Genomic DNA, 24,801 nt, shown 5'->3' with positions numbered 1-24,801 from the left:
GCCATTCAATTATTAATAGGGTCGAATTATAACTTTTCAAGGTTAAGCTGTTGTTTTGAAAAAGCTTACTGAAAGAATGCTCGTCAGGTTACTGAAAAATAAAAAAATATTATTTAGTCACAAGTCTTCTATGAAACCCAGCTCTGCCATGGATTGGGCATTTGGAAGCTGCTCAAAGGCAAAGGCCTCAATTTGACTCCGAATCTCGACGGGCAGTCTCGCGAGCGGTTTTAGAAACCGCTTGCGATAGCGGACCTTCATTGCCTCGCAACCTGTGAACGGTAAAACAACTGGGCTTGCTCGAGATCTAGGGTCTCATCATCATCCTGATTGAAATGGACTTCCTCCATGGCACGGATGAGTCCAACATCCTCTAGCGCCTCTTCAATCTTGGCGAAGGTCTCCATATCCAATTGCACGGCAACCCTGCGATTGGATTCATCGACAATATACTGACGCTTGATCTGCATGTTCTACCTCAGCCAGAAACGCTGGCACCAACGATCTACACACCTCAGGCATTATGTCATGCCGGCAGACGACAACCGCTGATACACCTCGGACAAGGTCTCATCGCCCCCCACATTGCCTGGGAAGATCACCACCGGCAGATTCGGGAAACGCGGGTGATCCTCGGGACAGCGCACCACCGAGCAGCCGGCATGCACCTGGCCGAGCACGCGCGCGGTGCGCAATGCCAAGGCCTTGCTCAGCGTATCGTTGGAGGTGATGCCGCCCTTGCTGATCAAAAAACCGATGTCGGCTGGCAATTGCTGACCGATCTGGACCAGCAGATCCGCGACCCGATCACCAAAGGCCAAGCGCTCCGCCTTGGTCGCGAATTGCCGCTCGCCACGGCTGGTGTAGAGCACCGCGCCACGGCCTTGCCGCAGCGCCGCCTCAACGGATGCGATCAAGTCGACCACCAGAGGCAGCGTCGGACCCGTCGTGGCAGATGGGTCGCCCCCGGCCGCCTTCGTGCCCGGCCTCTCGGTCTCGTCAAGGCGATCGAGATCGATCTCCAAGCCCACCGCATCGGTCTCCGCCAGCAGGTGCTGCAACTGCCGCGTCGACTTGCCGACATGCGAGCCCATCAGCACCACACCCGGCCGCCCTCCGCGCACAAAGGTCGCCATCTCAGCCGCCGGCACCGGCTGCGGCGGCAAGGCGGCGAGGGCAGTCAATAGACTGGCCGCGCTGCGGAACAGAAACCGCTTGCCCTGCCCCGCCGCGGCCAACAACTGCCGCGCGAAGCCGTCCAGATCGGACGGCTGCTCGGCGTCCACCACGCAGCAGCGATTGCCACTCAGGCCCAGCAAGCGATCGGCCAGATCGCCGCGCACATCAGCCAGCGAGAACCGCTCGACCTCGGCGGCGCTGATCCGGCCGCTGGTCTTCTCCTGCACATAGTCGGGCAAGAACGCGGTGCTGAAGCCGAACACCGAGTCACGGGCGAACTCGGTCTCGTGCACTGGCACCGGCTCGCCATCGACGATCAGATAATGGATGCCATCGCGGGTCACGCGCCCACCCTCGAAGAAGGCGGGCACCAGAAAGTGCGCATCGAAAGGACCGAGCGCTTCAGCGATCACGTCGGTTTCGACCGGATAATGGCCGCGCAGGGTGCTGTCCGAGCGACTCACCAGCAGCGGTTGGATCGGCGCTCCGCTCTCATCCATACGCGTCAAGGCCGCGCGCAGATTGACGCAGATCTCCCGCGTGATCCTCGCCGCCGACTCGGCATCCATGCCGCGCGTGTTGCTCAGCACAAAGAAGAGCGGCGATGCGTCCCGCAGCCCTTCCATCAGCGTCTCCACATCCCAGCGCGTCAGCAGCAGACAGCCGTGCACCGTCTGCGACCCCGTGGGGTCGTCATCGATTGCAATGATCTTTGTTAAGGTGTTAGCCATCTCTAGACTCTGTGCTCGGATCACTCTGGCCAATAGCGGACATCCAGCAGCTCCTCTTCGGAGAAGGGGCAGTTGGATGGGAAGGTTTCTTCGGCGAGACCTGTCTCCAAGGCTGCCCGATTGCGCGCAGCCGGATAACGTCGCTCCACCAACGCGGCGAGCTTCGGCCTAAGGCTGGGGCTGTCCTCCAACAGCTCGGCAATCTCATCACGCGCATTCGCGATCGACAGCCGCCAGCTGACACCACGAAAACCAGGCTGATAGCGCCATTTGAGCAGGTGGACGATCAACACCTTGAGGTGACTGGCCAACGCGTGCCGCTGAGCTTTACCCATGTCTTCAAGCTCCTCGGCAACGCCGTTGAGATCCACTTCACTCAGCCGACCCGCGCGCAGATGCTCGGCGGCCTCTAAGGCCCAAGCGTAGTAATCACCGTCATGGGTGGCTTGCATCGTTTCAACTCCAGAAAGCCTTACCGAAGATCACCAGACTCCAACAACAACCCAGCCCGCCGCGCCAAGGCCTCACCCGTGATGCCATTGAACGCCATGATCTCCGCCGGAGAAGCCGTCGTCTCGCCCCGCTGCCAACCCACCAGATCCCGCGCCTTGGCCCGCGAGCGCAGCATCACCGGCTCCAACGCCACCGTGCCACCACCGCTCACCGCCAGCAAGACATCGCCATCGAACAGATCGGCAAAGGCCGAGTCATCCATGAACCGACCATCTGGCTGCGCGCTGTGCGACCAGGCCACATCGCCAGCCCGGTACAAACGCCGCGGATTGGCCACCGTTACGATCCGCACCCGATGCCCCGCCGCCTCCAGCGCATCCTTGGCCTCGAACACCGGCAGCAGCACCATATCGCCAGTGACCGCAAACACCACCAACGAGCCCGCGCCCGTCGCCGACTCATAGAGCGAGACGGCACCGGCCTCGATCGCCTCGCGCGCCTGCTCCGGCGTGGTATAGACCGGCAGTGCCGACTTGCTGGCGACGATGCTGATGCACTTATTGAACTGCGCGGTCGCCCAAGCGAAGGCCGCTTGCATCATGTTGGCATCGCAGGGATAGAGCAGATAGCTATTGCCATTGCGCATCTGCCCGCCGATGTAGTTCTCGATCTCCGGGCGCTGGTGGGTCCAGCCATTGCGGCCCTGCTCCAGCGCGCCGGCGGTGAACATGCTCAGCACCGCCGGCGTGCGCCGCCGCAGCTCGGCCATCGCCTGCGCCACCGTCTGCACGATCGGCCAGCCATTGATCGCGAAGCTCTCATACGACAGCCAGAGCGCGCGACCCCCAAACAATGCGATCCCCGCCGCCAGGCCAGCACAGGCATCCTCGCTCAGCGGCTCATAGACCTGCCCGGTCGGCGCCTGGTTATAGAGCGCATCGACCGTCGGATGGCGGATCTTCAGCCGCTCATTGATCACCTTCATCGCCGAGGCCTCGTTACCATCGGCATTGGTCACCACAAAGTCAGGATCACGCTCGCCCAGGACCGCGACCATCTCCGCCATCGCCGTCGAGGGCACCGCCTTGTCGCCGACCGCGAAGGCCTGCATCGGCAGCTCGCCGATCTCTGGCAGCGCGCGCTCGGACTCGGTCACCGCCACCTGGCCGGCCGGACCACCACCGGCCCGCGCCATCAGGGTGCGCACCAAGGCCCAGGCCTCTGGCGCCAGCGCCCCATGCTGCAGCGCCTCGGCGATGCTCGGCTTCTCGGGATGATCGCCGGGATAGAGGTTGTGCGACTTGGCGCCGCGCGCATGCACGCCGGCACCCTTGAGTTGCTTGATGATCACCGCGGTCAGCGTGCCACTCATCGCCGACTCCGCCGCCTGCCGCATCCCCTCCAGCACCGCGCGGGTGAAGGCGGTGCGCGCGCCCTCGCTAAACAGCGTGCTATCGACATAGGCCTCGGGCTGCTCGGCGTCGTCGAAGGCCTTGGCATCGATCAGGATCACGCGCTCAAAGCCATGCACCTGCCAATAGGTGGTCATCTGCGCGTTGTCCATCAGCGACACCATCGAATGGTGCTCCTGGCTGTAGCCATTCCAGATCAGCACCGGCAGGAAGTTGGTCACCTCCGGATAGCTGGTGTGGAAGTGCTTCATCGCCGAGAGGATGTAGGGCTCGCCGAGGCCGCCATCGCCGATGGTGCAGGGGAAGAGCGTGTCGCGATTCAGATAGGCGCCGGCCATCGCGAAATGCTGCCCCTGCCCGAGCGGACCCGCCGGCGCCAACAGGCCCGGGATCGCGCCGGAAAGATGCCCGAGCAGTCCATCGCGCTCGCGGAAGCGCTGCTGCATCTGGCTCATGGTCTCGATACCCATGGCCTCAAGCGAACCGTCGAGGAACATGCTGCTGTAGAAGCCCGGCGCGTGATGGCCGACCTCGGTGACGATGTGCTTGTGCCCGAGCATGATCAGCGCCGCGATCGCATCGGCCGAGCTGGCGAAGCCGCCGGGATGCCCGGATTCCTTGGAGGCGCAAAGCTGCAGCGTCGCGTAGCGCAGCGCGTCGGCGATCAGCCGGGTTTGAAACACCGCCGGCTCATCGACCTTCGAGATCGCCGACTGTCCCTCGGCGATGGCCGGCTCGGAGAGCGCCGTGAAATGCTCCGGCAGCCGGCCGAAATGCAGCACGCCCTCGCAGAAGGCGGGGATGCTGGCCGATTGAGCCTGAGATTGGTCAGCGGCGGCGGAAGCAGATGCGCTCATGGGTGGAGATCCTCTTGGTTCAGTGTGTCGGCGGTTGTCGAGATGTCGGCAAGCCCGCGCTCGGCCTGGCATGCACTGGGCTTGGCATGCGCTCGACCTGGCATGCGCTCGGCCTGGCATGCACTCGACCTGGCACGCATGCCGACCAACGGCAGCGACGGCGACGGGCTCTGTTGACTTGGCGCATAGAGTGAGACTCGCGGCCACTTTTCGCAATAAGGAAAAGATTCCATAATGCGGAAAATTCGCAACCGAGCACCCGCAACGATGACCAGCGCCAAGCACCCGCCCTCGTCAGCCCTGACATCCGCCGCCGCACCCAAGCCCCAAGCCGCCGCCCGCATCCAAGTCATCGACCGCGCCGCCGCGCTCCTCGACACCATTGCCCGCTATCCCGAGCCGGTCAGCCTCAAGATCCTAGGCGCCGAAACCGGGCTGCATGCCTCCACCGCGCATCGCATCCTCGCCTCGCTGATCCAGAACGGCCTGGTCGAACGCGATCCTGCCGGCCACTATCGGCTCGGCCTGCGCCTGCTCCAGCTTGGGGTGCGCCTGCGCAGCGATGTCGATCTGCGTGCGATCGCGCGCCCGGTCATGGAGGCCCTGCGCGACCAACTCGGCGAGAGCATCAATCTGACCATCCGTGAGGGCGATGAGGTGGTCTATATCGAGAAGGCCACGCCCAATCGCATGATCCACGTCCAGCAGTTGATCGGCGCCCGCGCGCCGCTGCACGTCACTGCAGTCGGCAAGCTGATGCTCGGTGCCGGTGGCGCGGAGGCGATCAACGCCTATGCCGAGCGCACCAATCTACCCGCCTATACGCGCAACACCCTGACCGATGTCGCGGCGCTGCGCGAGGTCTGTCTGCGCGGGATCAGCGCGGGCTACGCGCTCGATGACGAGGAGGCCGAGCTGGACGTGGGCTGTATCGGCGTCCTGCTCTACGACAGCACCGGGCGCGTCGCTGGCGGGCTCTCGGTGTCGGCGCCGATCGAGCGGCGGCAACTGGCCTGGATCGAGGATCTCCAGCAAGCAGGACAGCGCATCTCCGAGCAGCTTGGCTAGCGGCGGCGAGCGACCGCCGGCGATCAGGCCCTGATCAAGCCTCGATCGGTCCAACATCCAGGGGCGCCTGAGGCCACATCGGACTGCGCTCATCAGCATCCGAGGAGACCGCCACCAAGCTGAAGACAAACGAATGTCTCGGATGTTCGTTTCGCCCACCCGTGCTAACATCGTGCTTCCACACTGTCGCTCACGAGGATGCCAAGATGGAAGTCGCCATTCGCAAGATGGGAAATTCGAGGGGGGTACTGATCCCAAAGCCCATCCTGACCCAACTCGGACTCGAGGGTGTCGCGGACCTTCAGGTTCGCGACGGAGTGATCGAGATCCGCCCGATTTGCCGACATCCACGGGAAGGTTGGGAGACAGATGCCCAACGGCTCGCCCAAGAGGGTGAAGATGCCTTGGTCTGGCCAGAGTTTGTCAACCAAGACGATGCTGACTTGGTGTGGTGATGAGGACCGGGGATATTTGGCTGGCGCAACTCGACCCAACCGTTGGCCGAGAGATTCAGAAGACCCGCCCCTGCGTCATCATCTCGCCGAATGAGATGAATGAGCACCTGCGAACCCTGATTGTGGCCCCGATGACCACCGGCTCGCGGCCAGCGGCTTTTCGCGTACCGGTCAGCTTCCAGGGCAAGCAGGGCCTGATCGTGCTCGACCAGATCCGGACACTCGACCGCGCCAGGCTCGTTAAACACCTCGGGGCGCTGGATGCAGCGACACTCGAAACGACCTTGCGCACGCTGCAGGCGATGTTCGCAACAAGCTCCTAGCGACGCAGCCGCTGCCGACGCCCTGCCGCCTGCGGGCGTTTGCCGGACGGCCGTCGCGGAGGCCGAGGCTGCCGCCCTTGCGGGGGAGCGTCACCAGCACTCGCCGGCTGAACACTCGGCACCAGCTGATGCTTACCGTTGCGTTGCCAATCAGCACCCGCTTCCCCCCCCGGCACCGCGCGCGCCTTGCGATAGAGCTGGATCAGCGCCGAGTGGTCGGTCGAGAGGTTCTTGCAGACCTCGGGGAAGACGCACTCGGAGAAGACGCGGGACAGCCGCCGCCATGCACGTTCGGCTCGCAGAAGCGGTTGAGTTTCCGACGCATTAACGGCGGAAGCGCTCAAGGTTATCGAGAAACCAGCGGTAGGTCTGTCCGAGCCCAGTTTCGAGGTCACACTGCGCTTGCCAACCGAGGGCATTGAGCCTCGAGACATCGAGCAGCTTACGCGGCGGCCCGTCGGGCTTGGTGGGATCGAAGCGGAGATCGCCCTGATAGCCGGTCACCCGGGCAATGGTCTCGGCCAGCTCGCGGATGGTCACATCAACGCCGGTGCCGACGTTGATGTGTGAGCACATCGGCCGGGTATTGGCCTGATAGGTCTCAAGGTCCAAATTCAGCACATGCAGGCAGGCAGCAGCCATGTCGTCGACATGCAGGAACTCGCGCTTAGGCGTGCCGCTGCCCCAAATAACCACCTCAGGGGCACTGGCTTGGGTGGCCTCGTGGAAGCGGCGCAGCAGTGCTGGGATCACGTGGCTATGCTCGGGATGGAAGTTGTCGCCGGGGCCATAGAGATTGGTCGGCATCACGCTGCGGTAGTCACGCCCGTATTGGCGGTTGTAGCTCTCGCAGAGCTTGATGCCGGCGATCTTGGCGATGGCGTAGGGCTCATTGGTTGGCTCGAGCGGGCCGGTCAAGAGCGCATCCTCGGCCATCGGCTGCGGCGCCTCACGCGGATAGATGCAGGAGGAGCCGAGGAACAGCAGCTGTTGGATGTCGGCCTGATGCGCGGCCTGGATCAGGTTGGCCTCGATCATCAGGTTCTGATAGATGAACTCCGCCGGCAGGCTGTTGTTGGCCAGGATGCCACCGACCTTGGCGGCGGCGATGATGACCTGATCGATCCGCTGCCGCTGGAAGAAGGCGTTGACCGCCTGCTGGTCAAGCAGATCCAGCTCGCCACGGCTGGCGGTGAGCAATTCGGGCCGGGCTTGATTTGGGGCTTGATCTGGGCCATAGGCGTGCAGTTGGCGGGCGATGGCACTGCCGACCATGCCGCGATGGCCGGCGATGAAGATGACGGGTTTATGGGTGGCGGTCATGGTTGGCGTCAGTCCTTGCGGATGTACTGGTCGATATCGTCAGCACTGTTGAACAATCGATGCTTCGGGGTCTGCGCCAGCATCTCTATCGCCGACCGGGGTGCTGTCGTCGACTCAGGGGCCTCCTTGCTCAGGAGGATGACTTTGACGCGACGCCCTTGCCAAGCCCGGTAACGAGCGGGCACCGGGATCAGGTCGCCTTGTAACTCAACGTCAAACTGAACAGCTTCCATGGGAGTGATCTCACTGATGGGCAGCGTTGATGACAGGTCGTTGTTAGCGTCCGTCTTCACGCGCAATCGGAATCGCGTGGCCATGGGCCTTGAGTAGCGCATAGCGGCGAGCGCTCTGCAGGTCTTCGGCGACCATCTCGGCGCACATCGCTTGGACGCTGATCTCGGGCACCCAGCCGAGGCGCTCGCGGGCGCGGGTGGGATCGCCGAGCAGGGTCTCGACCTCGGCCGGACGGAAATAGCGCGGGTCGACACAGACAATGACGTCGCTAACCTTGAGCGCAGGGGCGATCTCGGGGTCGGCGATGGCGGTAACGAGGCCTTGCTCATCGACGCCCTGGCCTTGGAACTCGAGGCTGATGCCAAGCTCGGCCGCGGTCCATTCGACGAACTGGCGCACCGAGTATTGAACGCCGGTGGCGATGACGAAGTCCTCGGGCTGCTCCTGCTGCAGCATCAGCCATTGCATGCGCACATAGTCCTTGGCATGGCCCCAGTCGCGCAGGGCGTCCATGTTGCCGAGATACAGGCACTGCTCGAGCCCTAGGGCGATGTTGGCCAGGGCGCGGGTGATCTTGCGGGTGACGAAGGTCTCGCCGCGGCGCGGGCTCTCGTGGTTGAAGAGGATGCCGTTGCAGGCATACATGCCATAGGCTTCGCGGTAGTTGACGGTGATCCAGTAGGCGTAGAGCTTGGCCGCGGCGTAAGGGCTGCGCGGGTAGAAGGGCGTGGTCTCGCGCTGGGGAACCTCTTGCACCTGACCAAACAACTCAGAAGTGGAGGCCTGATAGAAGCGGGCCTTGTCGGTGAGGCCTAAGAAGCGGATCGCTTCGAGCAGGCGCAGGGTGCCGAGGGCATCGACATCGGCGGTGTACTCCGGCGCCTCGAAGCTGACCGCAACATGCGACTGGGCGCCGAGGTTGTAGACCTCGTCGGGCTGCACCTGTTGGATGATGCGCGTGAGGTTGGAGGTATCGGTGAGGTCGCCGTAGTGGAGGACGAATTGCTGATCCTGCTGATGCGGGTCTTCGTAGATGTGATCGACACGTTGGGTGTTGAACAGCGAGGCGCGGCGCTTGATGCCGTGGACCTCATAGCCCTTCTCGAGCAGGAATTCGGCGAGATAGCTGCCGTCTTGGCCGGTGATGCCGGTGATGAGGGCTCTTTTAGTCACTGCTGAAGCTCCAGATGAGGCGGCGAGGCGGCGCGGCCTTTCGATCCAAGGATTTTTATAGGATAACGCGCATCCCTGTGCGCGGGGGAGACTGATCATCCAGTGGCGCGAATGATACAACTAGGCGGCGCTTACCCCACCAACCCTGCCAGACGCACGCCAGCCATCGCATGCTGGCATTGCTTACCATCGAGGTTTACCCTGCTCTTCCCGCTCATAGACCAAAAAGGAGAAACCAATGACCGACATGAAACCCAATCCCGCCGTCGCGCCGATTCCGCCGTTTGGCGACCTTGAGAAGAACTGGGGCTGGCTGCTGGCGTTCGGCCTGCTGTCGATCGTTCTCGGTACGGTTGGCCTTGGCATGACCTTTATGCTGACCGAGTTGGCGATCGTGTTTTTCGCCGCCCTCTTGATCGTCGGTGGTGTCTTCCAGCTCCTTGATGCGCTCAAATGCAATGGCTGGAAAAGCACCGCCTGGCATGTACTGATCGCGCTGCTTTACGTTGCCGCCGGCGTCTATATGACCTTGCACCCCACCTTGGCTGCAGTGTCACTGACCCTGCTGCTCGGGGCTATGTTCATAACTGTCGGCCTGCTTCGCGCGATCATGGCGTTTCAGCTCAAGCCGGCAAAGGGCTGGTGGTGGCCGCTGGTCTCGGGGCTGGTCTCGCTGGTTCTTGGCAGCCTGATCCTGGCAGAATGGCCGCAATCTGGCCTCTTCATCATCGGACTTTTCATCGCCATTGAACTGATCTTCAACGGTTGGTCCTATCTCTTCATTGCGCTCGCCGCGCGCGCTGCGGGCAAGGAGCGGCGCAGCAGCGAATCGGTCCGCTTCTAGCCGATTGACCATGCGCAACCCCGGAGAGCGCGCCGGCCCTATCGAGGCCGACGCCATCCTCATCACCGGGGTCAAAGCGAGGTCAAAGCGAGGTCAAAGCGGGGGTCACACAGCACTGACGGAGCGAAGACATGCAAGACGGCGTCATCCTCGCGATCGACCAAGGCACCACAGGCTCAACGGTGCTGCTCTTCGACCACGCCGGCCAGATTCGCAGCCGCGCCTACTCCGAGTTCACTCAGCACTACCCAAAGCCAGGTTGGGTCGAACACGATGCCGAGGAGATCGTCCTGGTAACGATGAAGGTGATCGCCGAGGCACTCAAAGTCGGCGACATCGCGCCGAATGACATCAAAGGCATCGGCATCACCAATCAGCGTGAGACGGCGGTGCTCTGGGAACGCGCCAGCGGCAAGCCGGTCGGGCGCGCCATCGTCTGGCAGGACCGCCGCACCGCCGATGACTGTGCCGAGCTGAAGGCGCAGGGCCATACCGAGATGATCCAGCAGAAGACCGGCTTGGTGATCGACCCCTACTTCTCCGGCACCAAGGTCAAGTGGATGCTCGACAACATCCCAGGCCTCCGCAAGCGCGCCAAGCAGGGCGAGATCTGCTTCGGCACCATCGACTCTTGGTTGGTCTACAACCTGACCGGGTGCCAGACCCACATCACGGACTATTCCAACGCCTCGCGCACCCTGCTCTACAACATCCACGAACTGCGCTGGGATGAGGAGCTGCTTGAGCTGCTGGATATCCCGGCTGCAATCCTGCCCGCGGTGCGGCCCTCCTCTGAGATCTATGGCGAGACCGATCCGCAGATGTTCTTCGGCACGCGGGGTATCCCAATCGCTGGCATTGCCGGTGATCAGCAGGCGGCGCTGTTCGGTCAGGCCTGCTACAAGCGCGGCATGGCCAAGAACACCTATGGCACTGGCTCCTTTGTGCTGATGAACACCGGCACCGAGGCGGTGACCAGCAGCGAGCAGCTGCTGACCACCATCGCCTGGGGGATCGGCGACGAGCCCGTCGAGTATGCGCTCGAAGGCGCGATCTTTGTCACCGGCTCGGCCGTGCAATGGCTGCGCGACGGACTGGAAATGATCGAGCAGGCCAACGAGACCCGCGAACTCGCACGCTCGGTGCCGGAGAACGAGGACGTCTACTTTGTGCCGGCCTTGGTCGGCCTGGGCGCCCCCCATTGGGACCCCTACGCCCGTGGCCTGTTGATCGGTCTCACTCGCGGCACCAGCCGTGGTCACATCGCGCGCGCGGTGCTCGAGAGCATGGCCTATCAGACGCGCGATGTGATCGAGGCGATGGAGCGTGATTCAGGCATCCAGCTCAAGGAGCTGCGCTGCGACGGCGGCGCCTCAGTGAACAGCGTCTTGATGCAGTTCCAGTCCGACATCCTCGGCGTCAAGGTCGAGGTGCCGAGCATCATCGAGACCACGGCGCTTGGAGCCGCTTATCTGGCCGGCCTCGCGGTCGGCTTCTGGGAGAGTCGTAAAGAGATCGCCGAGCAGTGGGCGTTGGATGTGCGCTATCGACCGCGCATCGATCAGGCCAAGCGTGAGAAGCTGTTTAAGCGCTGGCATCGTGCGGTGGAGCTGGCGAAGGGTTGGGCGCTAGAAGATGAGTAGTGAGTAGTGAGTAGTGAGTGTCACCTGACATACGCTGCCTGGTGCTTTGGTGCTTGATGCCTTAGGTGTAACGATTGCTGGGGGAACCTATGCAGTTACGGGATAGTAATATCGCTAAATTGCCCGGTCGCGTGTTCGATGCGCTGATCATCGGCGGCGGTATCAATGGGGCCGTGTCGGCGGCCGCACTTTCTGGCAAGGGCGCGACTGTGGCCTTGATCGATCAGCGCGACTTCGCTGGCTTTACCAGTCAGCAGTCGTCGAATCTGGCCTGGGGTGGCATCAAGTACCTGGAGAGCGGCGACTATGGGCTGGTGCGCAAGCTATGCCTGAGCCGGAACCATCTGATCGACAGCTATCCGAGCCGGGTGCAGGAGATCCGCTTCTTCGCCACGATCGATCAGGGGTTTCGCTTCTCGCCGCTGTTCCTCTGGCTCGGCACCTGGGTCTATTGGCTGTTCGGCAACGGCTACACGCGCATCCCGCGGTTTCTCAGCAAGCGCCGTATCGACGCCGAGGAGCCGGTGGTCAACACCCGCAAGGCGGCGGGCGGCTTCGAGTATTCCGATGCCTATCTGCACGATAATGACTCGCGCTTCGTGTTCCAGTTCGTGCGCGCGGCGATGGATCGGGGCACCATCGCCGCCAACTATGTCGAGTCCTTGGGCTCAAGGCGCGAGGACGGCGTTTGGGTCACCGAGGCGCGCGATACCCAGAGCGGCGAGACCGTTCAGATTCGCTCGAAGATGCTCATCAATGCCGCCGGCCCCTTCGCGGATGGGCTCAATCAGCGCAACGGCGAGCAGACCGAGCATCAGCATCTGTTCTCCAAGGGGATTCATCTGATCGTGCCGCAGGTGACCCCGGAGCCGCACATCCTGACCTTCTTCGCTGATGACGGACGCCTCTTTTTCGTCATCCCGATGGGCGTGCGCACCTGCATCGGCACCACCGACACGCGGGTCGAGCGTCCATTCACCGAGGTGACGGACGAGGATCGGGATTTCGTGCTCGAGAACATCAACAAGCGGCTGAACCTCGAGCGACCGCTGACCCGGGCCGACATCATCGCCGAGCGCTGCGGCGTGCGTCCGCTGGTGGTCAAGCGCGCACCCAAAACTGCTGTTGGACGTGCTGTTGGACGTGCAGACGTCAGCATCCATGGCTCTGCCGGCAAGGGCCATGGTGCGGAAGGCAGCGGCCATGGTGCGCTTGGTGAGGAAACCGCTGAGCATGGCAAGACTGGAGATGGCGACGCCGCAGAGGGCGAGCGCGACTGGATGCAGCTCTCGCGCAAGCACGAGATCGATGTTGATCGCCGGCATGCGCATGTCTCGATCTACGGCGGCAAGCTGACCGATTGCGTCAATGTCGGCAACGAGGTCTCGGAGATCGCCGCCGAGCTTGGCATCAAGCTGCCACACGCGCGCTACCGCTGGTATGGCGAGCCGCATCGCTCGGTCTATGAGGAGTACATGCATCAAGCGCGGCTGATGGATCTGGACAGCTACACCTCGCCGGACTCGATCGAGCCGCTCTCTAGCCGGCTCTGGCGCCGCTACGATCAGCAGGCCTTCGAGCTGCTGGCGCAGATCCGCGAGAACCCGCGCCAGGCCGAGGTGCTGATCAAGGGCACCGATTACACACGCTGCGAGATCCAGCTGGCTAAGCGCCAAGAGATGATCGTCACGCTGGAAGACTTTTTGCGCCGACGCTCGAAGATCGCGCTGGTGGTCTCTCGCCCGACCATCCAACATGCCGAGGGCCTGATGGAGGCCTGCGAGATCCTGTTCGGCGATCAGGCCAAAGCGCGTTATGACGAGTATTTCTGCGAGGATTGCGAGGTCACGCCAGCGCAGTCGCGACAGACAACCGAGGTGGCAGAGTCGGGTGCCGCCTAGCCCGATGCAGCCGAGCTCGATGCATCGATGCCGCTAAGTGTCTCGGGTCGATATAGCGGCCCTACCCGAGCTTGTCCTCGACTGCAGCGGTCTATTCTGACTTAGAGACAAAACTCCCAAACGGTCGCCAGCGGCAACCCCCGTTTCGACCCCTGTTGGCGACATGATCTCCAGATCTCCCACGGCGGTGCGCTCAATCCAAAGATGTCGGTTGGCCTGGCAAAACAGCAGTAATTGCGCATCATCGAGCCTGAGTGGGGCGGGATACGCAGATCGAGACAGCTCGGCAGTGCCAACTGCTTAGCCGCGAGGGCTGTTGCGATGCTCGCTATCACTGGACAAGCTTCTCTTGCGTCAAAGATCAGAGTGTAACAATGCGCCATCTACCTGCCGAATGGGAGCCGCAACAGGCGGTGATGCTGACCTGGCCGCACGCGGCTACCGATTGGGCCGCGCAGCTCGACGCGGTCGAGGCCGTCTACCGACGGCTAGCTCGGTTGATCACTGCGGAGCAGGATCTTCTGATCGTCTGCAGGGATCAGGCGCATCAGCGCGTGATCCAAGCACAGCTGAGTGACTTAACCAACAAGGATAACCCTGCCGCGGGCAGTGGAACCGGCAGTGAAGCTGGGGCTGGGGCTGAGCCAGTCAAAGAAGCCAGGACCGACGCCGATGCCGATCTCAGCGCTGAAGCCAGCGCCAAGGGTCAGAACGGGCAAGGGCGGATTCGGTTTGTCATTGCCCCGAGCAACGACACCTGGGCGCGCGATCATGGGCCGATCAGCGTCATCGACCCTGCCACCGACGCGCGCATCCTGTTTGACTTCCGCTTCAACGGTTGGGGCGGTAAGTATCCGGCCGAGCTCGATGATCGGATCACCGCGACGGTGTATGCCGCCGGCGGCTTTGCAGCACCAGATGAAGCGCGGCTAGATGATCCCGCCTCGAACTCAAAGACCCGTCCCAGTGCGTCCGCTTCCAGAGACGCCACTCTCAGGGTCATGGCCAGCGGCCAACCTCAGAAGACCGATCGCCCGAGATTCAGGTTAGACAGCGCCCGCGACCATCTCGAACCCAGTCCTCTGGTCCTCGAAGGTGGCGCCATCGAGACCGACGGCGCCGGCAGTCTGCTCGCGGTGCGCCGCACGATCGTCGATCCAGCCCGCAATCCAGGCTGGAGCCAAGAGGCCATCGAGGCCGAGCTGCGCGAGCGGCTGGGTGTCGAGCGCTTCCTCTGGCTCGAGCACGGCCAGCTGAGCGGCGATGATACCGATGGGCATATCGACACCCTCGCCCGCTATTGTGATCCGCGCACCATCTGCTATGCGGCGAGCGCTGATCCCAGCGACTCGGATCATCCCGCCTTGGAGCAGCTTGCAGCCGAGCTGCGCGCCCTGCGCCAGCGCAACGGTGAGCCCTATCGACTGGTCGCATTGCCGCAACCGGCTCCCATCTATGACGAGGACGGCCAGCGCTTGCCAGCGGGATACGCGAATTTCCTGATCATCAACCGCGCCGTACTGGTCCCGGTCTACGACGACCCCGCGGACGCGATCGCCTGCGAACGCCTCGCCGGCTGTTTCCCGGGCCGCCGCATTGAGCCCGTCGATTGCCGGCCGCTGATTCGCCAAGGTGGCAGCCTGCACTGCATCACGATGCAGTTACCCGCCTAAGCGGATCGAAGAGCGCCCAGCAAAGAACCAGGGAGCGCATCAATCCGCGCGTGGAGGCCAGACAACGGCAACCCAGGCGCGCCGAAGATGGACTGTTGCCTTGAGCGCAAGGAGCTTCAACCCCGGCAGCTCGCCGGCAGGTAGCGCTCAGGAATACCGTCGCTTCCAGCAGGCGCGAAGCAGCGCCAGCCCATCTGGCCAAGTGCCCCGAGGTCAAGCTGCAGATAGAGCAGCTTGTCCTCAATGGGCGCCATGGCATAGCGAATCCGGATCTGCTGATGCGTGTTGTTCCACCAGATACGTTCAACATATTGGCCAGATGCCGCACCCGATGTTGCGCTCACCGGCAGACCAAGCTCTTGCAGCAGCGTGAGCCAGTTTGTTGCGCTTGGCAGAGCGCCGTTGACGCTGTGATATTCGAGCACGGCGGTCTTGACCGGGGCCAGCAGCAGCAGGCCCTCGCTGATCTTGGCCCGGGTCACAAGATCCTGATAGGCCGGGATCGAGACGGCCGCTAAGATCCCGATGACGGCAACGACGATCATCAGCTCGATGAGCGCAAAACCGCGTGGACGGTGCTGATTCGAACGCTGCTTAGGATGCTGATTCAAGCGCCGCTCAGCGACCTGCGCAATACCTCGCTGATGGCCTTGCTCAAGCAGAGATTTCAGCCGGGCTTGTCGGGTATCCATCTCATTACACCGCCCCACAACGAGCCCATCGCCTCAGGCCCGTGCGAAAGGTATTAGCTCGATACGTCGCTACATCGGTCGATCAGAGACCGAGCAGCGTCATCATCCGTTCGACTGAGCAGGCCTCGAATGCCGCCTGATCGGCGCAGATCGAGAGGATCGCGTCGCTGTTCTTCTGGCTGATGCGCCCGCGCAGATAACGCTCGAACTTGGCCTCCAACAGCGGAATGCCCTCGGCCCGGCGACGGCGATGACCGACCGGATAATCGACGCTGACCTTGTCGGTGCTCGAGCCATCGCTGAAGAACACCTGCACCGCGTTGCCGATCGCGCGCTTGTCGGCCTCCAGGTACTCGCGGCTGAAGCGCGCGTTCTCGACCACCTCCATCTTCGCGCGCAGCTGATCGATGAGCGGATTCGCCGCCGCGCGGTCCTCGTAGTCATCCGCATCGAGGCTGCCCTGGATCAGCGGCACCGCGACCATGTACTGCAGGCAATGGTCGCGATCAGCCGGATTATTCAGCGGCCCGGTCTTGTTGATGATCCGATCGCCCGATTCGGTGGTCTCGATCAGGATGCGCTCGATCTCGCCGAGCCGATCCTTGACCTCTGGATGCAGGCTGATCGCCGCCTCGACCGCGGTCTGGGCATGGAACTCGGCCGGATAGCTGATCTTGAACAGCACGTTCTCCATGACGTAGGTGCCGAATGGCTGCTCGAGCCGGATCGGCTTGCCATCGAAGCTGACATCCTGGAAGCCCCAGCCCTTGGCGGTCAGCGCCGAGGGATAGCCGATCTCGCCACTGGCGGCGATCAGCGCCAGGAACAGGCCGCGCGAGGAGGCATCGCCGGCCGCCCAGGATTTACGCGGCCCGGTGTTCGGCGCATGCCGATAGGTGCGCAGCGCCGAGCCATCGAGCCAGGCATGGGAGACGGCGCTGAGCACCTCATCGCGGCTGCAGCCGAGCATCGCCGCCGACACCGCCGCCGAGGCGATGCGCACCAGCAGCACATGGTCCAGCCCGACGCGATTGAAGCTGTTCTCCAACGCCAGCACGCCCTGGATCTCGTGCGCCTTGATCATCGCCCGCAGCACATCGCCCAAGGTCACCGGCACCGAGCCACGCGAGCCGTTCTGGCGCGCGCGAAAATCGGCCAGTGCCAGGATCGCGCCCAGGTTATCCGAGGGATGTCCCCACTCTGCCGCCAGCCAGGTGTCGTTGTAATCGAGCCAGCGCACCATGGCGCCGATGTTCCAGGCCGCGCGCACCGGATCGAGCTCATAAGGGGTGCCGGGCACCCGCGAACCGCCCGGCACCTGGGTTCCCGGCACCATCGGCCCGAGCAGCTTGGTGCAGGCGGGATAATTCAGCGCCAAGAGCGCGCAACCGATGCTGTCCATCCAGTCATAGCGGGCGGTCTCCATCGCCTCCCGGCTCTGGCGGACATCGTAGCCCAGCACATAGTCGGCGATCTGTTGGATCACATCATCGTAGTCAGGACGCGAGGCGTCTAGGGTGGCGGCTTTGCTCATCAGGAACGCTCCTCAATCGGCACCCAGGGACGATTCTCGGGGCCTGTGTAGTTGGCGGATGGACGGATGATCTTGCCATCCTCGCGCTGTTCGATCACATGCGCGCCCCAACCCGTCACGCGCGAGATCACGAACAGTGGCGTGAACATGGCCGTCGGCACGCCCATCTGGTGATAGGACACCGCCGAGAACCAGTCCAGGTTCGGGAACATCTTTTTCAGCTCCCACATCACCGACTCCAACCGCTCGGCGACGGCGAACATGGTCATATTGCCGGCCTCTTCGGAGAGCGCCTTGGCCACTCGCTTGATCACCTGATTGCGTGGATCGGCGACCGTGTAGACCGGATGGCCGAAGCCGATGATGATCTCCTTGCGCCCGACCCGCTCGCGGATATCGGCCTCGGCCGCGTCGGCGCTGTGATAGCGGCTTTGCGTCCGGAAGGCCTCCTCGTTGGCACCACCGTGCTTTGGCCCGCGCAGCGCGCCGATGGCGGCGGTGATCGCCGAGTACAGGTCCGAGTTGGTGCCGGCGACCACGCGCGCGGCGAAGGTCGAGGCGTTGAACTCATGCTCGGCGTAGAGCACCAGCGAGGTATGCATCGCCCGCACCCAGGAGGCCTTGGGTGACTCACCGTGTAGCAGATGCAGGAAATGGCCGCCGATCGAGTCATCATCGGTCTCGACCTCGATGCGCCGGCCATTGACCGCGAAGTGGTACCAGTACAGCAGCGCCGAGCCGAAGCTGGCCATCAGCCGATCGATGATCTCGCGCGCCTCGGCAGCCGGGTGGCTGTCGCGCTCCGGCAGGCAACTGCCCATCACCGAGCAGGCGGTGCGCATCACGTCCATCGGATGCGCCGAGGCTGGGATCGCCTCTAGCGCCTGTTTCACCGCCCGTGGCAGACCGCGCATCGAGCGCAGCTTGGTCTTATAGGCGGTCAGCTCGGCGGCCGTCGGCAAGGCGCCGTGGATCAAGAGATAGGCGATCTCCTCGAACTCCGCCTGCTCGGCGAAATCGAGGATGTCGTAGCCACGATAGTGCAGATCGTTGCCGGTGCGCCCGACGGTACAGATGGCGGTGTTGCCGGCGGCGGTGCCGGACAGGGCGACGGATTTCTTCGGCTTCGGCAGGCCGCTGTTGCTGCTGGTATTGCTGGCTGTGTTGCCGCTGCTGTTACTGCTGCTGTTGCTGCTGTTGGCGTTTTGGGTGTTGTGATCGTTGGCGCTGGTGCCGGCGCTCTTATCAGTCTCAGTGGCGTTGGTCATGGCGCTACTCCGCGGCGAAGAGTTGATCGAGCTTCTGCTCGTAGGCGTGGTAGCCGAGATAATCATAGAGGTCGGCGCGGGTCTGCATCAGCTCCATCACCGGTGCTTGCGTGCCTTCGTTGCGCAGCGCCTGATAGACCTTGAGCGCGGCGGCATTGGCGGCGCGAAAGGCGCTGAGCGGATAGAGCGCGATGCTCACCCCAACGCTCGCCAGCTCATCGACGGTGAACAGCGGCGTCGAACCAAACTCGGTGATATTGGCCAATACCGGCACGCCAACCGCATCGATGAAGGCACGATACTGCGCCAGCTCGGTCACCGCCTCCGGAAAGATCGCATCCGCACCCGCCTCGACACAGGCCTGGGCGCGCTCAATCGCGGCATCCAGCCCCTCGACCGCCAGCGAATCCGTGCGCGCCATGATCACGAAGTCATCATCGAGCCGAGCATCGACCGCCGCCTTGATCCGATCGACCATCTCCTGCTGCGGCACGATGGCCTTGTTCGGCCGATGGCCGCAGCGCTTCTGCTGCACCTGGTCTTCAAGGTGCACCGCTGCCGCGCCGGCCTTATTCATGCTGCGCACCGCGCGGGCGATGTTGAAGGCACCGCCCCAGCCGGTATCAATGTCCACCAACACCGGCAGCTCGGTGACATCAGTGATGCGACGCAGGTCGATCAGCACATCATCCATGGTGGTGATGCCGAGATCCGGAATCCCGCAAGAGCCGGCCGCGACACCGCCGCCGGAGATGTAGAGCGAGCGAAAGCCGGTGGCCTCGGCCAGCCGGGCATGGTAGGCGTTGATCGCCCCCGCGCATTGCAATGGCTTTTCCTCAGCCATCGCGGCGCGGAAACGGGCGCCGGGATTGGTGGCAATGGTCATATTTGATCCCCTCAGTGGTCTTTGTGGATTGTTGTAAGGCGAGCGATGCGGCATGACGCCTGGTGATTATCGAGACCCGCGCTCGGATGACGTTTGCAGACAGGCGGCATGAGCTGCTCGCAAGAGGCTGACCTGGTCGAACCGCTTGCACAACCATCAGCGAGGGCTTCCCAAACAGCATCGGATACTGAATGCACGGCGATCGGAATCGCTTGGCGGCTTAATCCAGGCAAGTCTCTCTTGATGAGCGGACTTCGCATCCGATTGGGCTCAGGCCAACGCCTGCTCGAGATTGCGCCGCGATGAGCGTACATGCTGTCGCATCACCAGCTCGGCCATCTCCGGGTCGCGCGAGCGGAGCGCACTCAGCAGGTACTGGTGCTCTTCGAACGCCTGCCGGCAGCGCTGGCTGCGCATGCCAAACTGCACCCGGTACATCCGTAGCAGGTGATAGCGATCCTCGCACAACAGCGCAATCAGTTGCCGGTTCTTGCTGCCTTGCACGATACGGAAATGAAAATCCAGATCGCCCTGTTTTTGGAAATAGGCCTGCCCCTGCTCCTGCTCGATCTGCTGTCCATGCTGCGCGAGCAGCGCGCCGAGCGCGTCGATCTCGGCATCGCTCATCGCCTCCGCGGCCAACCGCGCCGCCATGCCCTCGAGCGCCTCACGCAGCTGAAAGATCTCGATCAGCTGCTCGGCACTCAGTTCCACCACACGCGCACCCAGGTTCGGCTTGCGCTCAACCAGCTTGCAGGCCTCGAGCCGAGCAATCGCCTCGCGCAAGGAGCCACGGCTCACACCATGGCGCCGCGCTAGCTCAGGCTCGCTGATCTTGCTGCCCTGCGGCATCTCGCCTTCGACGATCGCCCGTTGCAGGGCATCGAACAGGCGGTCGGTCAGGGTGCCAACAGGGCTGGGCACACCGCGATCAAGCTCGATCAGGCCAGGCTCAGTCATCACCGGCGCAAGCAAAGTGTCAACACCTCATGCAAATATCTGGGCAATTCTGGGTTTAGACTAGCAGACAACACAAAAGGTGTCGACATCATCAGGATTCCACCTCGACAATGTCACGATAACAGCCGAACGCGCTTTCTGATGTTTACATCAAGATCACCCTTGTGTAGCGTTGATCGTCAGCTTCAGACCCGCATGCATCGACATGGACCGCAGACGAATTCCACTCAGCGCCGAACAACACCAGCGACTTGGTGAAGACGCACAGGATCGCGGCGTCAGTTTTGCTTCGCTGCTCCACAGCCTCATCGACGAACCCCATGAACAGCAGGAGCAGCCACCGTCGGCAGACCCGCTCATTGCACTGATCGGCATCGGCGAAGGCACCGGCAAAGCGATTGGTCGCCATCACAATCGCCATCTGTACGAGCGTTGAATCCTTGCAGCTCGCCTTTGTCGATACCGGTGCCTGGTATGCCCTGCTGGACAACAAAGACCCGGACCACATGGCGGTCGTGGAGGCCTTTGTGGAGTATCGCGGCAGATTGGTGACGAGTAACTACGTCTTCGCCGAGACCCTGACCCTGGTGCGCTACCATCTCGGTTGGAGCGTTGCCCATCAGTTCGGCAGCAGTCTGCGCGAGCGGCAAGTCGCGCGCCTTGAGCGCGTGACCCCGCAAGACGAGGCCGCCGCCTGGTTCATCTTTGAGCAACAGCAGGACAAGCACTACAGCTTCACCGATTGCACCAGCTTTGCACTGGTGCGGCGCCTGGCGCTGCCGATCTGCTTGGCCATCGATCCAGACTTCCGCGCCTTCGGCCTCCATTGCTTGCCGAGCCTCCGTTAATGCGTGCCGAGCCTCCGCTAACAGCCTGCCCGCCACTCACTTGAACAACCGGCCTAAAATCGGCCCTGCCAGACAGCCTATGAGGCTTGAAGGCTGCTCCAGTTGTTCGCGGACGAACATTGATTGGAAATGACCATGCCTACCGCTGACTCAGCCGCTGCCCGTTATCAAGCTGTCGCCGACGGCGTCTTCTGCATCGAGACCGGCCTCTACCGTGATGGCCTCGCCGCCTGCTATCTGATTCGCGAGCGCGACCGGCTCGCCTTCGTCGATACCGGCACCACCAAGAGCATGCCCGGCCTGCTTGGGGTGATCAAAGACCTCGGGCTGACGCCGGAGCATGTGGACTATGTGATCCCCACCCATGTGCATCTGGACCATGCCGGCGGCGCCGGCACACTCATGGCTGCCTGCCCCAACGCAACCCTGATCACCCATCCCAAGGGCGCGCCGCACCTCATCGATCCCGCCAAACTCACGGCTGGCGCCAGCGCGGTCTACGGCGAAGACGCCTTTGCCCGAGACTTTGGCGCGCTCGCGCCAGTGCCCGAGGCGCGCGTCATCGCCGCCAATGACGGCCAGACCTTCGACCTCGCGGGCCGCCAGCTCCGCTTCATCCACACGCCCGGCCATGCCAACCACCACGGCTGCATCTTCGACGAAGGCTCCAGCGGCCTCTTCACCGGCGACACCTTCGGCATCTCCTATCGGGAATTCGACACCGCCACCGGACCCTGGCTGTTCGCGCCGACCACACCGGTGGCCTTCGATCCAGACGCCTGGCAGCAGAGCCTGGATCGAATGCTGGCCTTCGAGCCTGTGGCCGCCTTCCTGACGCACTACTGCCGCATCGACGCCCCGGCGCGGCAGGTCGACCAGCTCAGGCGGAGCGTCCGCGACCTCGCCACCATCGCGTTGGAATATGCCGATGAGCCGCAGCCCGCTCGCAAGGACCGCATCAAGGACGCGATCACCGCGCACCTACTCTCTGATGCCCGCGCCCACGGCTGTACGCTGGACGAACCGCACATGCGCGAGCTGTTGGCCGTGGACCTGGAGCTGAATGCGCAAGGGCTCGAGGTCTGGCTCCAACGGCGCGAGAAGCGCGACCGTTGAGGTGAGGGCACCGTCCTGAGCTGCACCGCACGCGCCTCGATCCATGCAGTCATGCCCTACTGTTCAAATTGGCTCAGCACCCGCAGCAGATCAGGGCCGAGCCTTTGACGGCGACTCATAGCAAGGCTAGGTTCAAGACAGCAACTGCTCGTACCTTGAGGATCGAATCTTCTGGGCTATACGGTGGACGAAGGTGTTCGCCTGATCTATCTCGAAGCCGTCGGGCCACACGAAAACGTCTACCGCGATCTCAAACGTTGAGCCTCGACGACGCCTTCACCGCGCATACCCCATCGCCCGCAACGACTGGGCAATCTCATCCAAGATCGCCGGATCATCAATGGTCGCCGGCATCGCCCAAGTCTCGTTATCGGCGATCTTGACCATGGTGCTGCGCAGGATCTTGCCGGAGCGGGTCTTCGGTAGCCGCGAGACGATGGCGACAAGCTTGAAGGCGGCGACCGGGCCGATCTGATCGCGCACGCGCTGGATCAGCTCGGCATTCAGCTCGGTGACACCGCGCTCGACACCGGCCTTGAGCACCACCAGCCCCAATGGCAACTGCCCCTTGAGCGCATCATGCACGCCAATCACCGCGCACTCGGCGACATCCGGATGGCTGGCCAAGACCTCTTCGATCTGCCCGGTCGAGAGCCGATGTCCGGCGACGTTGATCACGTCATCGGTGCGGCTCATGATCCACACATAGCCATCGTCGTCCTTGAAGCCGGCATCACCGCTCAGGTAATAGCCCGGATGCCGGCTCAGATAGCCCTCGCGAAAACGCGCGTCATTGTTCCAGAGCGTCGCCAGACAGCCGGGCGGCAGCGGCAGCCGGATGCAGATGTCGCCCATCTCGCCGGCCGGGCGCTCATCGCCCCGATCATCCAGCACGCGCACGTCGTAGCCGACCATCGGCCGGGTCGGCGAGCCGGGCTTGACCGGCAGTGGCTCGATGCCGAGCGGATTGGCGGCGATGGCCCAGCCGGTCTCGGTCTGCCACCAGTGGTCGATCACCGGTTTATCCAACAATTGCCGCGCCCAATGCAGGGTGTCCGGGTCGCAGCGCTCGCCGGCCAAGAACAGACTCTGCATCCCGCTCAAGTCGTAGCGCGCCAGATGCTCGCCCTTGGGGTCTTCCTTCTTGATCGCGCGGATCGCGGTCGGCGCGGTGAACATCACCTTGACGCCATGCTCGCTGATCACCCGCCAGAAGGCGCCGGGATCGGGCGTGCCGACCGGCTTGCCCTCGTAGATCAAGGTGGTACAGCCGGCCAGCAGCGGCCCGTAGATGATGTAGCTGTGGCCGACCACCCAGCCGACATCGGAGGCGGCCCAGAACACATCGCCAGCCCGGACGTTGTAGATATTGGCCATCGACCAGTGCAGCGCGACGGCATGACCGCCGTTGTCGCGCACCACGCCCTTGGGTCGACCGGTGGTGCCCGAGGTGTAGAGGATGTAGAGCGGATCGGTCGCGTCGACCGGCACGCAGCCGGCCGGCTCGGCGGCGGCTACCGCCTCGTCCCAGTCGAGATCGCGCCCCGGCTGCAGCTCAGCGGCGAGCTGTGGGCGCTGTTTGATGATGCAGGTGGAGGGCTTATGCGTCGTCTGCTCAATGGCGGCATCGATCAGCGGCTTGTAGGCGACCAGTCGGTTCGGCTCGATGCCACAGGAGGCCGAGAGCAGCAGCTTGGGCTGACAATCATTGATGCGGGTCGCCAGCTCGCGTGCCGCGAAGCCGCCGAACACCACGGAATGGATCGCGCCGAGCCGGGCGCAGGCCAGCATCGCCATCGCCGCCTCGGGGATCATCGGCATATAGATGATCACCCGATCGCCGCGACCGACGCCCTGCGCGGCAATGGCGCCGGCCAGCGCCGCGACCTGATCGCGCAACGCCTGATAGCTGTAACCTTGCACCTGGCCCGTCACCGGGCTGTCGTAGATCAACGCTAGGCGCTCGCCCTGGCCGGCATCGACGTGCCGATCGAGCGCGTTGTAGCAGGTATTCAGCTGCCCGCCGGCAAACCAGCGTGGGGTTGGCTGCGCCGTGCGGTCGAGCACTTGCGCCCAGGGTTGATCCCAATGTAAGCCCTCGGCCGCCTCGGCCCAAAAGGCATCAGGCTGCTCGATCGAGCGTTGATAGATCTCGGCGTAGGTTTCCATCATCAGACCCCTCTAGTGGCGATGCTTTTGTTCTAGGCGCCGTCTTGGTGAAGAGCGCC

Annotated in this window: 24 protein-coding genes; 11 read left to right on the top strand and 13 right to left on the bottom strand. The window is 63.2% G+C overall.

Annotated features, from left to right (window positions below):
* Positions 1-257: 257 nt before the first annotated feature.
* The 4 genes from CCR96_RS22530 to CCR96_RS22515 are packed head-to-tail and all read right to left on the bottom strand — an operon-like array spanning position 258 to position 4,632.
* Positions 258-470, bottom strand: a complete 213-nt coding sequence (locus tag CCR96_RS22530) for a hypothetical protein (RefSeq protein ID WP_201223973.1) — start codon at positions 468-470, stop codon at positions 258-260.
* A 51-nt stretch (positions 471-521) separates the two neighbouring features.
* A complete protein-coding gene (locus tag CCR96_RS22525; RefSeq protein ID WP_201223971.1) occupies positions 522-1,910 on the bottom strand; it encodes a four-carbon acid sugar kinase family protein in 1,389 nt (462 codons plus the stop codon).
* Positions 1,911-1,930: 20 nt separating this feature from the next.
* Positions 1,931-2,362: a DUF29 domain-containing protein gene (locus tag CCR96_RS22520; protein WP_201223969.1), complete on the bottom strand. Its 432-nt coding sequence runs from the start codon at positions 2,360-2,362 to the stop codon at positions 1,931-1,933.
* A gap of 20 nt (positions 2,363-2,382) precedes the next feature.
* The gene (locus tag CCR96_RS22515) at positions 2,383-4,632 is read right to left on the bottom strand and encodes a phosphoketolase family protein (protein ID WP_201223968.1); all 2,250 of its coding nucleotides are present in this window, start codon (positions 4,630-4,632) and stop codon (positions 2,383-2,385) included.
* A 267-nt stretch (positions 4,633-4,899) separates the two neighbouring features.
* Here CCR96_RS22515 and CCR96_RS22510 point away from each other — a divergent pair, with 267 nt between their 5' ends.
* The 3 genes from CCR96_RS22510 (at position 4,900) to CCR96_RS22500 (ending at position 6,478) form a co-directional block, all read left to right on the top strand.
* Positions 4,900-5,700: an IclR family transcriptional regulator gene (locus CCR96_RS22510; protein ID WP_201223966.1), complete on the top strand. Its 801-nt coding sequence runs from the start codon at positions 4,900-4,902 to the stop codon at positions 5,698-5,700.
* A 206-nt stretch (positions 5,701-5,906) separates the two neighbouring features.
* Entirely contained in the window at positions 5,907-6,155 is a 249-nt protein-coding gene (locus CCR96_RS22505) for an AbrB/MazE/SpoVT family DNA-binding domain-containing protein (protein ID WP_242519303.1), read from the top strand.
* Positions 6,155-6,478, top strand: coding sequence for a type II toxin-antitoxin system PemK/MazF family toxin (locus CCR96_RS22500; RefSeq protein ID WP_201223964.1), 324 nt, complete (start codon positions 6,155-6,157; stop codon positions 6,476-6,478). The genes CCR96_RS22505 and CCR96_RS22500 overlap by 1 nt, the downstream gene beginning before the upstream one ends.
* 324 nt (positions 6,479-6,802) lie before the next feature.
* Here the strand turns inward: CCR96_RS22500 and fcl are convergent, their stop codons facing one another.
* Genes fcl through gmd form a run of 3 tightly spaced genes read right to left on the bottom strand, consistent with a single transcriptional unit; the run spans position 6,803 to position 9,208 of the window.
* The gene (gene fcl / locus CCR96_RS22495; protein WP_201223962.1) at positions 6,803-7,801 is read right to left on the bottom strand and encodes a GDP-L-fucose synthase; all 999 of its coding nucleotides are present in this window, start codon (positions 7,799-7,801) and stop codon (positions 6,803-6,805) included.
* An 8-nt stretch (positions 7,802-7,809) separates the two neighbouring features.
* Positions 7,810-8,034, bottom strand: coding sequence for a hypothetical protein (locus CCR96_RS22490; RefSeq protein ID WP_201223960.1), 225 nt, complete (start codon positions 8,032-8,034; stop codon positions 7,810-7,812).
* 43 nt (positions 8,035-8,077) lie between these two features.
* Complete coding sequence (gene gmd / locus CCR96_RS22485) at positions 8,078-9,208, bottom strand: GDP-mannose 4,6-dehydratase (protein WP_201223958.1); 1,131 nt, start codon at positions 9,206-9,208, stop codon at positions 8,078-8,080.
* Positions 9,209-9,446: 238 nt separating this feature from the next.
* Between gmd and CCR96_RS22480 the strand changes: the two genes are divergently transcribed.
* The 4 genes from CCR96_RS22480 to CCR96_RS22460 all read left to right on the top strand — a co-directional run bounded on the left by CCR96_RS22480 (position 9,447) and on the right by CCR96_RS22460 (position 15,269).
* Entirely contained in the window at positions 9,447-10,052 is a 606-nt protein-coding gene (locus CCR96_RS22480; RefSeq protein ID WP_201223956.1) for an HdeD family acid-resistance protein, read from the top strand.
* 131 nt (positions 10,053-10,183) lie between these two features.
* Positions 10,184-11,695, top strand: a complete 1,512-nt coding sequence (gene glpK, locus CCR96_RS22475) for a glycerol kinase GlpK (protein ID WP_201223954.1) — start codon at positions 10,184-10,186, stop codon at positions 11,693-11,695.
* Positions 11,696-11,784: 89 nt separating this feature from the next.
* On the top strand, positions 11,785-13,596 hold the full coding sequence (locus tag CCR96_RS24895; RefSeq protein WP_242519302.1) for a glycerol-3-phosphate dehydrogenase/oxidase: 1,812 nt from the start codon (positions 11,785-11,787) through the stop codon (positions 13,594-13,596).
* 374 nt (positions 13,597-13,970) lie between these two features.
* Entirely contained in the window at positions 13,971-15,269 is a 1,299-nt protein-coding gene (locus CCR96_RS22460; protein WP_201223952.1) for an agmatine deiminase family protein, read from the top strand.
* Positions 15,270-15,385: 116 nt separating this feature from the next.
* On the opposite strand, the gene CCR96_RS25230 is transcribed toward CCR96_RS22460, so the two are convergent.
* The 5 genes from CCR96_RS25230 to CCR96_RS22435 form a co-directional block, all read right to left on the bottom strand.
* Positions 15,386-15,961, bottom strand: coding sequence for a pilin (locus CCR96_RS25230; protein ID WP_201223950.1), 576 nt, complete (start codon positions 15,959-15,961; stop codon positions 15,386-15,388).
* An 82-nt stretch (positions 15,962-16,043) separates the two neighbouring features.
* Entirely contained in the window at positions 16,044-17,495 is a 1,452-nt protein-coding gene (locus CCR96_RS22450; RefSeq protein ID WP_201223948.1) for a bifunctional 2-methylcitrate dehydratase/aconitate hydratase, read from the bottom strand.
* Entirely contained in the window at positions 17,495-18,763 is a 1,269-nt protein-coding gene (gene prpC / locus CCR96_RS22445) for a bifunctional 2-methylcitrate synthase/citrate synthase (RefSeq protein ID WP_201223940.1), read from the bottom strand. The genes CCR96_RS22450 and prpC overlap by 1 nt, the downstream gene beginning before the upstream one ends.
* Before the next feature lie 4 nt (positions 18,764-18,767).
* Positions 18,768-19,649 carry a methylisocitrate lyase gene (gene prpB / locus CCR96_RS22440; protein WP_201223938.1) on the bottom strand — a complete coding sequence of 294 codons (882 nt, stop codon included), beginning with the start codon at positions 19,647-19,649 and terminating at the stop codon, positions 18,768-18,770.
* A gap of 270 nt (positions 19,650-19,919) precedes the next feature.
* Positions 19,920-20,609, bottom strand: coding sequence for a GntR family transcriptional regulator (locus CCR96_RS22435; RefSeq protein WP_201223936.1), 690 nt, complete (start codon positions 20,607-20,609; stop codon positions 19,920-19,922).
* A 205-nt stretch (positions 20,610-20,814) separates the two neighbouring features.
* Between CCR96_RS22435 and CCR96_RS22430 the strand changes: the two genes are divergently transcribed.
* From CCR96_RS22430 to CCR96_RS25225, 4 genes are all read left to right on the top strand, one after another.
* The gene (locus CCR96_RS22430) at positions 20,815-21,045 is read left to right on the top strand and encodes a hypothetical protein (RefSeq protein WP_201223934.1); all 231 of its coding nucleotides are present in this window, start codon (positions 20,815-20,817) and stop codon (positions 21,043-21,045) included.
* A gap of 4 nt (positions 21,046-21,049) precedes the next feature.
* Complete coding sequence (locus CCR96_RS22425; RefSeq protein WP_201223932.1) at positions 21,050-21,457, top strand: type II toxin-antitoxin system VapC family toxin; 408 nt, start codon at positions 21,050-21,052, stop codon at positions 21,455-21,457.
* 135 nt (positions 21,458-21,592) lie between these two features.
* Positions 21,593-22,573 (top strand): MBL fold metallo-hydrolase, encoded by a 981-nt coding sequence (locus tag CCR96_RS22420; RefSeq protein ID WP_201223927.1) that lies wholly within the window; start codon positions 21,593-21,595, stop codon positions 22,571-22,573.
* A 171-nt stretch (positions 22,574-22,744) separates the two neighbouring features.
* Positions 22,745-22,834 carry a type II toxin-antitoxin system RelE/ParE family toxin gene (locus CCR96_RS25225; protein ID WP_274601179.1) on the top strand — a complete coding sequence of 30 codons (90 nt, stop codon included), beginning with the start codon at positions 22,745-22,747 and terminating at the stop codon, positions 22,832-22,834.
* 15 nt (positions 22,835-22,849) lie between these two features.
* Here CCR96_RS25225 and CCR96_RS22410 read toward each other — a convergent pair whose 3' ends face one another.
* On the bottom strand, positions 22,850-24,745 hold the full coding sequence (locus CCR96_RS22410) for a propionyl-CoA synthetase (RefSeq protein ID WP_274601178.1): 1,896 nt from the start codon (positions 24,743-24,745) through the stop codon (positions 22,850-22,852).
* Between the last annotated feature and the right edge of the window lie 56 nt (positions 24,746-24,801).

This window comes from Halochromatium roseum (assembly GCF_016653315.1).
GTDB classification, from domain to species: Bacteria; Pseudomonadota; Gammaproteobacteria; order Chromatiales; family Chromatiaceae; genus Lamprobacter; species Lamprobacter roseus.
This window is presented reverse-complemented; position numbering and strand designations above follow the sequence as displayed.